General features: G+C 71.1%; 12 protein-coding genes and 2 tRNA genes. 5 read left to right on the forward strand and 9 right to left on the reverse strand.

Going from position 1 to position 12,932, the window contains the following annotated elements:
* Positions 1–87 precede the first annotated feature (87 nt).
* On the reverse strand, positions 88–699 hold the full coding sequence (locus IF64_RS0100495; protein ID WP_030529957.1) for a class I SAM-dependent methyltransferase: 612 nt from the start codon (positions 697–699) through the stop codon (positions 88–90).
* A gap of 97 nt (positions 700–796) precedes the next feature.
* Here IF64_RS0100495 and IF64_RS0100500 point away from each other — a divergent pair, with 97 nt between their 5' ends.
* Together IF64_RS0100500 and IF64_RS0100505 are read left to right on the forward strand one after the other, a co-directional pair.
* On the forward strand, positions 797–1,663 hold the full coding sequence (locus tag IF64_RS0100500; protein WP_030529958.1) for a phosphatase PAP2 family protein: 867 nt from the start codon (positions 797–799) through the stop codon (positions 1,661–1,663).
* Positions 1,660–2,670: a YdcF family protein gene (locus IF64_RS0100505; RefSeq protein ID WP_048808675.1), complete on the forward strand. Its 1,011-nt coding sequence runs from the start codon at positions 1,660–1,662 to the stop codon at positions 2,668–2,670. The genes IF64_RS0100500 and IF64_RS0100505 overlap by 4 nt, the downstream gene beginning before the upstream one ends.
* Positions 2,671–2,850: 180 nt before the next feature.
* Here IF64_RS0100505 and IF64_RS0100510 read toward each other — a convergent pair.
* From IF64_RS0100510 to IF64_RS0100535, 6 genes are all read right to left on the reverse strand, one after another.
* Positions 2,851–2,923, reverse strand: a tRNA-Arg gene (locus IF64_RS0100510).
* 63 nt (positions 2,924–2,986) lie between these two features.
* Positions 2,987–3,076, reverse strand: a tRNA-Ser gene (locus tag IF64_RS0100515).
* 456 nt (positions 3,077–3,532) lie between these two features.
* Positions 3,533–5,572 carry an acetoacetate--CoA ligase gene (locus IF64_RS0100520; protein ID WP_084705567.1) on the reverse strand — a complete coding sequence of 680 codons (2,040 nt, stop codon included), beginning with the start codon at positions 5,570–5,572 and terminating at the stop codon, positions 3,533–3,535.
* Positions 5,573–5,582: 10 nt separating this feature from the next.
* On the reverse strand, positions 5,583–6,341 hold the full coding sequence (locus IF64_RS0100525; RefSeq protein WP_030529961.1) for an ESX secretion-associated protein EspG: 759 nt from the start codon (positions 6,339–6,341) through the stop codon (positions 5,583–5,585).
* Between the two features lie 6 nt (positions 6,342–6,347).
* On the reverse strand, positions 6,348–7,835 hold the full coding sequence (locus tag IF64_RS27595) for a WXG100 family type VII secretion target (RefSeq protein WP_030529962.1): 1,488 nt from the start codon (positions 7,833–7,835) through the stop codon (positions 6,348–6,350).
* Positions 7,832–8,332 (reverse strand): hypothetical protein, encoded by a 501-nt coding sequence (locus IF64_RS0100535; RefSeq protein WP_030529963.1) that lies wholly within the window; start codon positions 8,330–8,332, stop codon positions 7,832–7,834. The genes IF64_RS27595 and IF64_RS0100535 overlap by 4 nt, the downstream gene beginning before the upstream one ends.
* Before the next feature lie 173 nt (positions 8,333–8,505).
* Between IF64_RS0100535 and hisC the strand changes: the two genes are divergently transcribed.
* Entirely contained in the window at positions 8,506–9,591 is a 1,086-nt protein-coding gene (hisC, locus tag IF64_RS0100540; protein ID WP_051757343.1) for a histidinol-phosphate transaminase, read from the forward strand.
* 77 nt (positions 9,592–9,668) lie between these two features.
* Here hisC and IF64_RS0100545 read toward each other — a convergent pair whose 3' ends face one another.
* Positions 9,669–10,595: a ketopantoate reductase family protein gene (locus tag IF64_RS0100545; protein ID WP_145600575.1), complete on the reverse strand. Its 927-nt coding sequence runs from the start codon at positions 10,593–10,595 to the stop codon at positions 9,669–9,671.
* Positions 10,592–11,410, reverse strand: a complete 819-nt coding sequence (locus IF64_RS0100550; RefSeq protein WP_030529966.1) for a sulfite exporter TauE/SafE family protein — start codon at positions 11,408–11,410, stop codon at positions 10,592–10,594. Before IF64_RS0100550 ends, IF64_RS0100545 begins: the two co-directional genes overlap by 4 nt.
* Before the next feature lie 248 nt (positions 11,411–11,658).
* On the opposite strand from IF64_RS0100550, the gene IF64_RS0100555 reads away from it, so the two are divergent.
* Both IF64_RS0100555 and IF64_RS0100560 read left to right on the forward strand, forming a co-directional pair.
* Positions 11,659–12,120: an ATP-binding protein gene (locus tag IF64_RS0100555; protein ID WP_030529967.1), complete on the forward strand. Its 462-nt coding sequence runs from the start codon at positions 11,659–11,661 to the stop codon at positions 12,118–12,120.
* Complete coding sequence (locus IF64_RS0100560) at positions 12,117–12,911, forward strand: SigB/SigF/SigG family RNA polymerase sigma factor (protein WP_030529968.1); 795 nt, start codon at positions 12,117–12,119, stop codon at positions 12,909–12,911. The genes IF64_RS0100555 and IF64_RS0100560 overlap by 4 nt, the downstream gene beginning before the upstream one ends.
* The last annotated feature ends 21 nt before the right edge of the window (positions 12,912–12,932 follow it).

The raw sequence follows: 12,932 nt of genomic DNA on the forward strand, positions 1-12,932 counted from the left end.
TGCAACGCAGGGTAGCCCACTCCGCCGCCCCTGTGACCGGCGAGTGGACATCGAGATCATTCTGCCGCCCGCAGGACGAGCTGCCGGTCACGTGCGGTCGTGGCTGAGGATCGCGACGAGGAAGTCGGAGCTCGACTCGAAGGGTTTGAGGTCCCAGGTGGCGAGGGCGTGGTCGGTGCGCAGTCCGGCAGCTGCGACGTCGGCGAAGAACTCGTCGGCGGGGTAGCCGCGGTCGGTTCCGAATCCGACGGCGGCGCGGCCGTCCGGCGCCAGCCACTCGCGGAAGCGTTTCAGGACGGCACCGCGCGTGCTCGGCGCCAGGAACGGCATCACGTTGCCTGCGCAGACGATCAGGTCGAACGACGTGGCGACGCCCGCGGCCGCGAGGTCCACGTCGGCGAGGTCGCCGACCAGCCAGCGCGGCCCGGGGTGGTCCTCCTCGGCGGCGGCGATCAGCACCGGGTCGACGTCCACGCCCACGACCTCGTGACCCGCCGCGGCCAGGGCCGCCCCGACCCGGCCGGGCCCGCATCCGGCGTCGAGGATGCGCGCGCCGCGCGGGGCCATCGCGTCCACCAGCCGCGCCTCACCGGCAAGGTCCTCACCGGCACGCGCGAGACCCCGCATCCGCTCGACGTACCAGTCGGAATGGCCGGGATCCGCGGCCACCTTCTGCATCCAACGACTTGTTTCGGCCACGACCCCATTCTCCAGCCACGAGGCCGTCCCCGACCCGCCAGGGCCGGGCCATCGGGGTGCGGCCGGCTGACTGCTCCGTGTGGTCTAATCCGCCTCGATGGACGACATACCGGGCAGGCTCGTGCGCCGTTGGCAGCTCGTCGGCGTGGCGGGCTTCGTCGCCGCTGCGGCCGTGTACCTCCTCGCCGTGTTGACGCCGACCGGACAGCGACTGGAGAACGCCGCGCTGCGGGGCGCCGACCAGGCGGGCGCCCAGGACCGCACCGCGGCCGACGACGGCCTCGCCGAGATCACCGTGTACTCCCTGGCTGTCGCCGTCGTCGTGGTCGCCGTCATCGCGCTGCTGCGCCGCCGTCTCGACCTCGCCGTGGCGGGTGTGGGCGTGATCGTCGCCGGGCAGGTGATCACGCAGGTACTGAAGCGATGGGTGCTGCCGCGTCCGGAACTCGTGCCGGTGACGGGCGACTACGCACACAACAGCCTCCCCAGCGGGCACACCACGATCGCGATGACGGTGCTTTTCGCGGTGCTGATCGTCGTGCCCTACCGGTGGCGCGGCGTGGCGCTGTTCCTGGTGCTCTCGTGGGCCGTCGGCATCGGCGCCTACACGGTCACCGCGAAATGGCACCGGTTGTCGGACACCCTCGCCGCCGACGGCATCGCACTGGGCGTGGCGTGCGCGGCGTCGTGGTGGCTGGCCCGGCGCGGGTTGGTGCAACGCCACGAGGGACGCAGCCGCATCGCCCGTTCGGTCATCGTCGGCTTCACCGCTGCCGTGGGCGTGGCCACGCTGGTGCTGAGCATGATCCTCCTCGTCGTACCCATCGTCCGATTCGGACTCCACGAGACGATCACCGAGAACACGTGGGTGCTGTACCTGTCGGCGCATTCGCTGGCGTCCTTCGGTTCGATCTTCGCGGCGCTGGTGTTCCTCGCGACATGGCGCAGGGTGGAGATCCGGTGAGCGTTCACCCGGTGGCGTTCGCGCCCGCGGCCTTGTTCGCGGTGCTGTTCGTCATCAGCTTCCTGCGCGACCGGCGAAGGCTACGGAACGGCGTCTTCCTCGTGCTGACGCTGGCGTTCCTGGCCATGGCGCTCGCGCTGGTGATCGGCACGGCCTCCGAACGCACGGCCGGGATCCTGTTCGCCATCGCGGTCCTCATGATGCCGCTGGCCGTACTGGCCCTGGGCGTGTTCCTGATCCTCAGCGGCGTCACGATGCTGCGCCGCGAGGGACGGCGGCTCGCCAACATGCTGGCGTTGCTGTCCGGGATCGGCATCGTCGCGTACGTGCCTGCGCAGATCGTCGTCGGGCTGATCGACTGGAAACCGTTGACCGTCACGGCGTCGGCGATCAACGGCGTGCTGTTCTACATCTCGTTCCTGTTCGTGTGCTTCCTGGTGTACTCGGTGGTCTACGGGCGAATCCGGTCGCGCCGGGCCGTCGACTTCGTCGTCGTCCTGGGCGCGGGACTGCTGGACGGCACCCGCGTGCCACCGCTGCTGGCGAGCAGGTTGGACAGGGGACGCGAGGTCTTCGACGCGCAGCGGACGGAAGGCAGGGACCCGATGCTCGTCACCTCGGGCGGCCAGGGCGCGGACGAGGACCTGCCCGAGGCGCATGCCATGCGGGACTACCTGGTGGACCGCGGTGTCCCCGCCGACCGGGTGCTCGTGGAGGACCGCTCGCGCACGACGTGGGAGAACCTGCGGTTCAGCGCGGAGATCATGCGGGAGCACGTGGCGGACTACCGGTGCGTGATCGTCACCAACAACTTCCACGTTCTGCGGGCCGCGCTGCTGGCCCGGCGGGCGAAGGTCGACGGGCAGGTCGTCGGTGCCCGCACGGCCTGGTACTTCTGGTCCGGCGCCCTCGTCCGCGAGTTCGTCGCGGTACTGCTCGAACATCGCGTCTTCAACGGGCTGATCTGCGGGCTGATCGTGGCCTCGCAGGTACTGCGCGCGTTCTAGCGCTCGCGGCCGCGGACTGCACCACTGCCGCCGGCAGGGTTGGGTCGATGTCGCGGCGTTGGGGTCGATGTCGCGGCGGAGGGGCGACCCGGGGCAGGGGCGATGATCCTGATGTGCACCGCCCGCTGGAGCCGTAGGGCACAAAGAAAGACCCCCAGGCCTGTGACCTGGGGGTTTCTGCGCGCCTGTAGGGATTCGAACCCCAAACCTTCTGATCCGTAGTCAGATGCTCTATCCGTTGAGCTACAGGCGCATCAGTGTTCAATTGTACCCGACGGCTTGCCGGGCCCGACGCTCGGGGTGAACCGAGTGTCAGCGGAGGCTGCGGGATTTGAACCCGCGAGGGAGGGTTACTCCCAACCGCATTAGCAGTGCGGCGCCATAGACCGGACTAGGCGAAGCCTCCCGGGTCGGTCGCGACCACTGCCGTCATAGTGTACGCACACCTCCGATCCCCACTCCAGCCACCCCCCTTTCGGGCGCATCCTCCCGTCACCCCGCCGGTGAGCCGCGTGATTCGGCCTGCGACGGGGCAGCCCGCCAACGCGCGACAGCCATGCCCGAGGCCGACCCTCGGCGCCAACGCCCAGCCTCCGAGCGCCACAGCCGACGGGCACCGGTCCGTAGCCGCGACCACCGGAGCGCCACGCCTGGCCTGGCCGAAGGCGAGCCCCGGAAGCCGCAACACGGGCCCGCGGAGAGGCAACACGCGTCCCTGAAGCCGCAACACGGGCCCGCCAACCCGCAACACGCGCCCCTGGATCCGCAACACGCGCCCTCGGGAGCGCAACACGGCTTCCCGGGCTCGCAACACGGGCCCTCGGGCCCGCAACACGGGCGCGCCACGCCGGGTGCACGGGTGTCAGGGGTTTGCGTACTCCACGAAGGCTGTCAGGGCGTCCGGGTTGGCCAGGGCGTCACGGGAGACGGCTCGGTCCGGGTCGGTGCCCGAGAGGATCTTCTTCACCGGCACCTCGCACTTCTTGCCGTTGAGCGTCCTCGGCACCGCCTCGACCACCACGAACCGGTCGGGCACGTGCCTCGGCGACAGCGCCCCGCGCAGCTCCTTGCGCAGATCCGGTTCGAGATCGGCCAGCTCGACGCCCTCGGCCAGCACGAGGAAGCACACCAGCTCTCCCTCCTCGCCTGCCGCCGACGTGTCGATCACCAGCGAGTCCAGCACCGCGTCGTAGCCCTCGACGACGCGGTAGAACTCCGCCGTGCCCATTCGCACACCGCCACGGTTCAGCGTCGAGTCGCTGCGCCCGTAGATGATCGCCGAGCCCCGCTTCGTGATCTTGATCCAGTCACCGTGCCGCCACACGCCGGGGAAGTCCTCGAAGTAGGCCTCGCGCAGGCGGGTGCCGTCCGGGTCGTTCCAGAACATCACCGGCATCGACGGCATCGGCTTCGTGAGCACCAACTCGCCCACCTCCTCCACGACGGCGCGGCCGCCGTCGTCGTAGGCGTGCGCCGCGGCGCCCAGACACCGGCACGACAGCTCACCGAGCCACACCGGCACGTCCGGCGCCGAGCCCACGAACGCCGTGCACAGGTCGGTACCTCCCGACACCGAACAGATCTGGACCTCCGGCCCGATCGCCTCGGCGATCCACCGGAATCCCTCCACCGACAGCGGCGCGCCCGTCGAGCCGATGGCCCGCAGCGCCGACAGATCCAGGTCCTCGCCCGGCTTGAGGTGCGCCTTCAGGCAGCTCTGCACGAACGGCGCCGACGTGCCGAACACCGTGACCCGGTGTTTCTCGGCCAGCCGCCACAGCGCCCCGAGGTCCGGATGGCCGGGGCTGCCGTCGTAGAGCACGATCGTCGAGCCCACCAGCAGGCCGGAGACGAGGAAGTTCCACATCATCCAGCCGGTCGTGGTGAACCAGAAGAAGCGCTCCCCCGGCCCCAGGTCCTGCTGCAGCGCCAGCGCCTTGAGGTGTTCGACCGTGATACCGCCGTGGCCCTGCACGATGCCCTTCGGCAGGCCGGTCGTGCCCGACGAGTAGAGGATCCACAGCGGATGGTCGAACTCGACCGGGTCGAAAGCCAGCTCCGCGCCTGCGTGCTCGGCGAGCAGCTCGTCCCAGTCGAGTGTGGAGGCCATGCGGCCGCCGCCCTCGTAGTCGACGAGCACCGTGGCGCCGAGCCCGGGCAGCGCGCCGCGCAACTCGTCGATCGTGGGCCGGATGTCGAACGACCTGCCGTTGTACCGGTAGCCGTTGACCGCGATCAGCACCTTCGGCTCGATCTGCGTGAACCGGTCGGCGACCGCGCGCACTCCGAAGTCCGGCGAACACGACGACCAGATGGCGCCGAGACTCGCCGCGGCGAGGAACGCCACGAGCGTCTGCGGGCAGTTCGGGGCCAGCGCCACCACGCGGTCACCCTTGCCGACGCCCAGTTCCCGCAATGCCGACCGCGCGGCGGCCACCTGCGCGCGCAACTGCCCGAACGTCAGCTGCGTTTCGAGGCCGTCCTCGCGCGCGAACACCACCGCGACGTCGTCGTCGGCCTTCGGCGCGCCCGCCACACCACCGGTGAGTGCGTGCTCGGCGTAGTTCAGCGTGCCGCCCGCGAACCACGTCGCACCCGGCATCTCCAGTCCGGACAGCACCCGGCCGGGCTCGTCGTGCCAGCGCACACCGAGGTATTCGACGACGGCCGACCAGAAGTCCCCCAACTGCGACGTCGAGAACTCCCACAGCTGCGCGTAGTCCTTCGTGGTCACCCCGCGCTCGTCGGCGAGCCAGCGCCGGAAGTCGGCGATCCGCGTGGCCTCGACCCGCTCCTGCGACGGCCGCCACAGGACTTCCGCCTCGGTCCTTCCGCCCTGATCCTGCTTCGCGCCACCGTCGCCTGCGGCGTTCTCGACGCCGCTGTCCTGGGTACTGCTCATGCCCGAGACCTTAGGCGAGATCGGTGACCATTTCCTCCGTCATGGAGCGCAATCTCGCCATGTCCGCAGGCGTGACGGCGACCCAGTCGCCCACCCTGCGCAGCACGTACCTGCCCTGTTCGGTGTCGACCCAGTTCACCGTGCTCGGCGTGCGCCCGCGGACCGCGGACGTGGCGCCGACGTAGCCACCGGAACGCCTGCCCTCGACCGCGCGCAGGAACGTCGCGGCCTCCGACGACCGCACGCCCGCCGCGCGCAGCGAGTCCAGGAACCCGCTCGCCCCGTCCCGTTCGCCCGCCCGGCACGCCCTGCGGTAGTCGGCGTAACCGACGTTGGCGGGCGCACCCGGTCCGGCCTCCAGCGAGGGCAGCGCCTCGAACATGCGCGGGATCAACTCGCCGCGCAGCACCGGACCGAGCAGTACCTCCGCACCCGAGGTGCCCGCCGTGACGACTCCGTGGCCGGTGATCGCGCCGTAGGCGCGGAACGCGACGTCGGGGCCGACCGCGGTCAGGTCGACGCCGATGTCCGGTGCGGCGAGCGTGTGCAGCAGTTCGGCGAGGTCGGGATCGGGGTTCGACACGGTGCCGAGGCCGCGGCCGGCCAGCGACTCGTCCGCCATCGCGACGAGCCGTTCGCGGTACTCGGCCGTCCTGCCGACCGCAGGCACGTCCAGCACCGCGGGCGGGTCACCGAGGCCGAGCTGCCGCCACAACAGGTAGAACTCGCCCGGGTGGAGCGTGATCCACCCGGAGCTCTCGTCGCGCACCCGGCGTCACTCGTTCCCGCGCCAGTCGCGTTCACCGATCACCGGTGGCGCGATCGGCCCGGTCGGCATACCCCACACGTCGTCCTCCTCCTGCAGATACGACGGCGAGCTGTGTTCGTTCTCCTCGTCGCCGCCGGGGCGCGCGCCCGCGGCACCGCCCATCATGCCGCCGACCGGGGCCGCTCCAGCACGGCCACCGGCCGCGGCCGCCGCCGAGGAACCGGCCTGCCCACCGCCGCCCGACACCGCGGCCGTCGCACCGCCCGGCGCCGACCCGGTCGCCCCGGCACCGGTGGCCATTCCGGGAGCCGCGGTGTGGCCCGCGGCCATGCCCGCCGCGGCGCCCGCGGCCAGCGGGGCCGCCACGACGCCCGGGGTCATGCCGCCGAATCCGCCCGCGTGGTCCGGCCTTCCGCCGCCGGACGGGTCGGTGCCCTCGTGCTCCGGGGGCGGCGGTTCGGGGTCGCGGCCCCGCTCCCGGCCGCCGCCGTCGTCCTTGAGGCCCTCCCCTGGCATCACGAACTGAGGCACGCCGCGGAAGACGTTGCCCGATTCGAGCTGGTAGGTCCGCATCACCTCCGCCGCGCGGCGGTGCAGTTCACGCTGGCGCTCGCGCGCGGTGTCGGGGTCGCTGGGCAGCAGGCCGGCGTCGGAGAATCCGCCGCCTCCACCGCCGCCGTCGGAGGACCCACCGCCTCCCGCGGATCCGCCGCCCTGCCGCCCGCCGAGGGACGACAGGCCCTCGTCGCCGCGCCTGCCCCCGGTCGAACGGGTCGAGCCGTCGCCGAGCACGTCGATGGTGCTGCCGAACCGGCCTCCGCCACTGCCGCCACTGCCGCTGCTGCCACCACTGCCGCGGCCACCGTTGGCGTCGTTGGCGTCGTTGTTGTCGTTGTCGTCACCGCCCAGCGCCACCAGGCCACCGGAGTCCCCAGCCACAGAGCCAGCCACAGAGCCAGCCACTGAACCAGCCACGGGGCCGCCCACGGAGCCGCTGTCGGCACGCAGCGGCCGAGGATCCGGCAGAGGCGATGGCAGAGGCGATGGCGGTGGCGATGGCAAGGGCAGCGGCAACGGGCTGAGCTGCAGCGGTTCTGGCATGGCGTTCTTCGCCCACCTGGCCAGATGTGCCTGCGCCCTGACCGCGTTGGCCACGCCGTGGCTGTCGCGGGAGGTCTGCTCCGTCCACTGCGACAGCCGGTCGACCTTCTCCTTGGCCTGTTCGGCGCCGCCGCCTCGCCAGCCCTCGGACGCCTTGCGCAGCGCCGCCTGCAGGCCCTCGCCGATCTCCTGCAGCCTGCCGCCCAGGTGGCCCCACTTGCGGGCGACCTCGTCGGCGGTCTCGCTGTCGACCCCGGTCGTGGCCATGCGGTAGAGCTCCGGATGCGTGCACACCGACCAATCGAAGTCGGAGTCGAGCGCCTCCTGACCGGGCGGCGGCTCCTCCGGCTCGTGTGGGGGCCACGGGTACGGCAGACAACGCATGACGCTCATGCGAACCTCCCTGTGTCACCGGGGTCGACGCCGATGCCGTAGAGCGCGTCCCTCACGTCCTCGTCGGTCGTGGTGATCAGGCCCGAGGCGGTGCGAATGATGCCGACGAGCTGGTCCAGCTGCTCGGCGTAGCCCTTGAGCACGGGCAGCGCCGCGTTGTCGTCGCCGTCGACGGCGCCCTTCAGACGCCGAGCCAGGGTCTCGCCCACGAAGTTGTCACCGAAGCGCAGCGGCTGGTCGATGTTGTCGCCCGCCTCCGCGATGAGCTGGTGCACCTGACCCTGCAGCCGGAGCAGCTCCCCGAGCAGTTCGTGCGCGGACTCCTCGTCGAACCACAGCTCACCGCGGTCGACCTGGTCGCGTACCTGTCGCAGGTCCTCGGCCACCGGCGCCAGCCGTCCCGCGGCGCCCTCCGCGAACTCGTGGGCGGGCAGGGACGGCGCCTGTGGTGGCGCGGGCGCCGCAGGGCCACCGCCCGCGATGCTGGATTCCGTCACGATGTTCCCCTGATCGGTGGTCGGTGTGGCGAACAGTAACTCGGACGTGCGAAACGGGCGAGCGGTTCACCCGTATTGCCATCCTCGGTTCGTGCGGCGTGGCCTCGGGTTACGTTGAGGTGACAGAACCGCCGAACTCAGAACCGCGGAACACAGACCAGGGAGCCGTCACCGTGTCCAGCACACCTCAGTCCCCAGCGAATCAGCAGGCGGAGCTTCACACCAGGGCCGACCTGGCGAGTCTGCCCGCCTACGTCGCAGGCAGGACGGTGCCCGGCGCGGTGAAGCTGGCCAGCAACGAGACGCCGCACGGGCCCCTGCCGAGCGTGGCGCAGGCGATCGCCGACGCCGCAGCCGAGGTGAACCGCTACCCCGACATGGTGTCGACGGCGCTGACCGAACGGCTCTCGGCCGAACTCGACGTGCCGACCGAGCGGATCACCGTCGGATGCGGCTCCGTGGCGCTGTGCCAGCAGCTGGTGCAGGCGATGTGCGCGCCCGGCGAGGAGGTCGTGTACGCGTGGCGCTCGTTCGAGGCCTATCCGATCGCCACCCAGATCGCCAACGCCGCGGCCGTGCCCGTACCCCTCGACGAGACACACGCCCACGACCTGGACGCCATGCTCGCCGCCATCACGCCGGCCACGCGCCTGGTGTTCGTGTGCAATCCGAACAACCCCACCGGAACGGTCGTGCGCCGCGAAGCGCTCACCCGGTTCCTCGACGCCGTGCCACCGAACGTGCTGGTCGTCCTCGACGAGGCGTACCGCGAGTTCGTCGCCGACCCCGACGTGCCGGACGGCATCGAACTGGGCCGCCGCTATCCGAACGTGCTGGTCCTGCGCACCTTCTCCAAGGCATACGGACTCGCGGGCCTGCGCGTGGGCTACGGCGTCGGCCCTGCCGACGTGATCACCGCGCTGCGCAAGGTCTACGTGCCGTTCAGCACCAACGCGCTCGCCCAGCGGGCCGCCATCGCCTCGCTCGACGCGTCCGACGAGCTGCTCGAGCGGTGTTCGGCCATCGTCGCCGAGCGCACGCGCGTGGCCGACGGCCTCCGCGACGCCGGGTTCGAGGTGCCCGAGACGCAGGCCAACTTCGTCTGGCTGCCGCTCGGCGAGCGCACCCTCGAATTCACCGAACACGCTCTGGAGCACAAGGTCGTCGTGCGCGGGTTCGCCGGGGACGGCGTCCGCGTGACCATCAGCGCCCCCGAGGAGAACGACCTGTTCCTGGCCGCGGCCCGCGCGTTCCGCTGAGCAGCGTCGGAGCCGAAACCTCCCGAGGGCCCTTTGGTTGCGTTGAACGCAACCAAAGGGCCCTCGGGAGCTCCTTCCTACGGCGAGACGGCGGACAGGAGGGCGAGCAGGGAGCGGTTGGCGGCGACGTCGATCCCGTGCCGGTCGCCGAGACGCACGACCGTGGCGGTGAGTCCGTCGTGCTCGAGCGGCCTGCCCGCCTCGCGGTCCTGCAGCATGGACGTCGTACTGCCGGGCGCAAGCGCTTGCAACCACGCGAGGACCTCGCGAGCGTCCGCATCGTCGAGGTGTGCACCCTCGGCACGGCCGACGGCGACCGCCTCGCGCAGCACGCGCATCGCCAGCTCCGCCACCGGCTGCTCGGTCAGCACCTCGACGCGGCGTCCGGTGAGCGCGGTGATCGGGTTGGCCGAGACGTTGGTCAGCATCTTGCGCCAGGCTGCGGTCCGGAAGTCGGCCGAGCGCTCCACGGCCAGCCGCGTGCCCTCGAGCAACGCCACGGCCGGTTCGGCCGACGCGGTGTCCGGCACCACGAGGTCGCGATCGGTCCTGCGGGTGCGGACGGCGCCGAGCCCGGTGCGTTCGACGTTCGTGTAGACCAGCGCGGGCACGACCTCGGCCGTGACCAGCGGGCCGATCCGCTCCACGTGGTCGACGCCGTTCTGCGCGGCGACCACGTGCCCTCCGTGCGCGGTCAGTGCCGCCAGCCAGTCGGCGACGGCCGGGGTGTCGTGGATCTTCGTGGCGAGGACGGTCAGCGCCGCGGCTCCCACGTCGTCGGGCGTCGCGACCCACCGCACGGGGTAGGTGCTGGTGACCGCGTCCGCTCCGGTGCCATCGGTGACCTCGATGCGATCGAGGGGCCGGCGTCCGCAGGCGACGACGTCGTGCCCGGCCGCGGCGAGCGCACCGGCCAGTGCCGTACCGACGGCGCCCATCCCGACGACCGCGACCGTCTCGGCGCGCGTGTCCCTGTCCATCGGTGCCTGCGGTGGCGTGCTCACCAGTGCGAGGCGATGAGCTGGATGACAGCGGCGAGGCCGATGACGACGATGGCGGCGCGCAGGAGACGCGGCGAGAGCTTCCTGCCGATCTTGGCGCCGAGCTGGCCACCGACCACCGAGCCGACGGCCAGCAGCCCGACCACGGGCCAGCTGATGGGCGCGCTGAAGGCGTAGACCAGGCCGGCGACGATGTTGACCGCGGCGGCGAGCACGTTCTTGATGCCGTTGAGTGTCTGCAGCGGCTCGGTCATCAGGATGCCCATGATCGCCATGAGCATCACGCCCTGGGCCGCGGTGAAGTAGCCGCCGTAGATGCCGGTCAGGAAGATCAGCGTGATCAGCAGTACCGCGCTCTTGGCGCTGCGTCCCGCCGCGGCCCCGCCGTCCGCACCGCCGTCGCCGCCGCCGGGGTGCAGCTGGTTGCGGTTACGGCGGCGAGCCACCCAGGCCGAGACCTTCGGCTGGATCAGCACCAGCACCAGGGCCAGCACGATCAGCACCGGCACGATCATCTCGAACGCGTTCGCCGGCAGCGACAACAGCAGGATCGTGCCGACGACCGCGCCCAGGATCGAGGCAGGCAGGAACGAGGCCAGGGTGCGGGCCTGCCCGCCCAGCTCGTGGCGGTAGCCGATCGCGCCGGACACACTGCCGGGCGCGAGGCCGATCGCGTTCGAGGTCGTCGCCGTCACCGGCGGATACCCGAGGGCCACCAGCACCGGGAACGTCACCAACGTGCCCGACCCGACGACCGCGTTGATCATCCCGGCCCACACGCCGGCCACCACGATCACAATCGCATGCCACCACACCACGCGGTGACGATATGCCTCGCCCGACGATCTCCGCGGCTCCCGGACGGGCAGGCGTGGCCAGGCTCACCGATCAACGTTTCGGTCGCGAGATCACCGGTTACCCCGTGCCCCGGACTGCCCGCCCCTTCCGGCGGGATGCGCGTGCGACGGCAAGGAGGTAGAAGTGGGCACCACACGGTCACGGTCACCGGTCATCATCGAGGAAAGACGCCCACGGCCCTTACCGGCCCGTCCCCACTGAGGTGAAAGTGACAGAGACAGAGTCGACAGGACCGCGGCACACCGGAGCGCAACCCGGTGAGCTCGGCGAAGACGACGTCGAGGTCCGGCTCGGCGCCAACCTGACTCATCTGCCCATCGTCCGATCGATCGCCGCCAACGTCGCGGTACGCGCCGATTTCGACCTGGACGCCATCGCCGACCTGCGGCTCGCCGTGGACGAGGCATGCTCCACGTTGATCACCCGCGCGGTGGCCGGCTCGACGATGACCTGCCGTTTCGTCATCGACGACGGCGAGCTGCGGTTCCACGGGACCGTCGCCTCCGCCGAGCAGGAGGCGCCCAGCACGGCCTCGTTCGGCTGGAAGGTGCTGACGACGCTCGCGGACACGGCCAACACGTGGCTCGACTCCGAGGGCCGCGACGGCGCCGACGGCCCCCACGGCCAGGTCCACGTCGAACTGACGAAACGAAAGCCGACGCTTACGTGACCGAATCCACCAGACGCGGATCGCGTGGTTCCTCCGAGGACTACGAGCACCTGACCCCGCTGTTCGACGAACTGGTGACGCTGGAGGAGAGCGATCCCCGGCGTGCCGAACTGCGGGAGGAACTCGTGCGCGGGCACCTCCCGCTGGCCGAGCACATCGCGCAGCGATTCTCGGGGCGGGGTGTGGCCAAGGAAGACCTCGTGCAGGTGGCGCGTGTCGGATTGATCAACGCCGTCGACCGGTTCGACCCCCGGCGCGGTTCGGACTTCCTCTCGTTCGCGGTGCCGACCGTCATGGGCGAGGTGCGGAGACATTTCCGGGACACCGGCTGGGTCATCCGGGTGCCGCGCAGGCTCAAGGAATTGCACCTGTCCATCAACAGCGCGAGCACCCAGCTGTCGCAGCGCCTCGGGCGCGCGCCGACGCCGAGCGAGATCGCCGAGCACCTCGGCATCTCGCAGGAGGCGGTGTTCGAGGGGCTCGACGCGGGCAACGCCTACCACTCGATGTCGCTGGACGAGGTGCTCTCCGGAGAGGTCGAGAACCTGGCGCTCGGCGACACGCTGGGAGAGGAGGACACGGCGCTCGAAGGGGTGGAGAACCACGAGACCCTTCAGCCGCTCGTGAGACAGCTGCCGGAGCGCGAACGCAAGATCCTCGCGCTGCGCTTCGTCCACAACCTCACGCAGACCCAGATCGCCGAGCAGGTCGGCATCTCGCAGATGCACGTCTCGCGGCTGTTGGCGCGCACGCTGGCCAAGCTGCGCTCCGGCCTGTCCGACGAGGCCTGAGCCGCGCCTTCCTGCCGCGCG

Origin of the sequence: Prauserella rugosa (assembly GCF_000719975.1) — a bacterium.
Taxonomy (GTDB): domain Bacteria; phylum Actinomycetota; class Actinomycetes; order Mycobacteriales; family Pseudonocardiaceae; genus Prauserella; species Prauserella rugosa.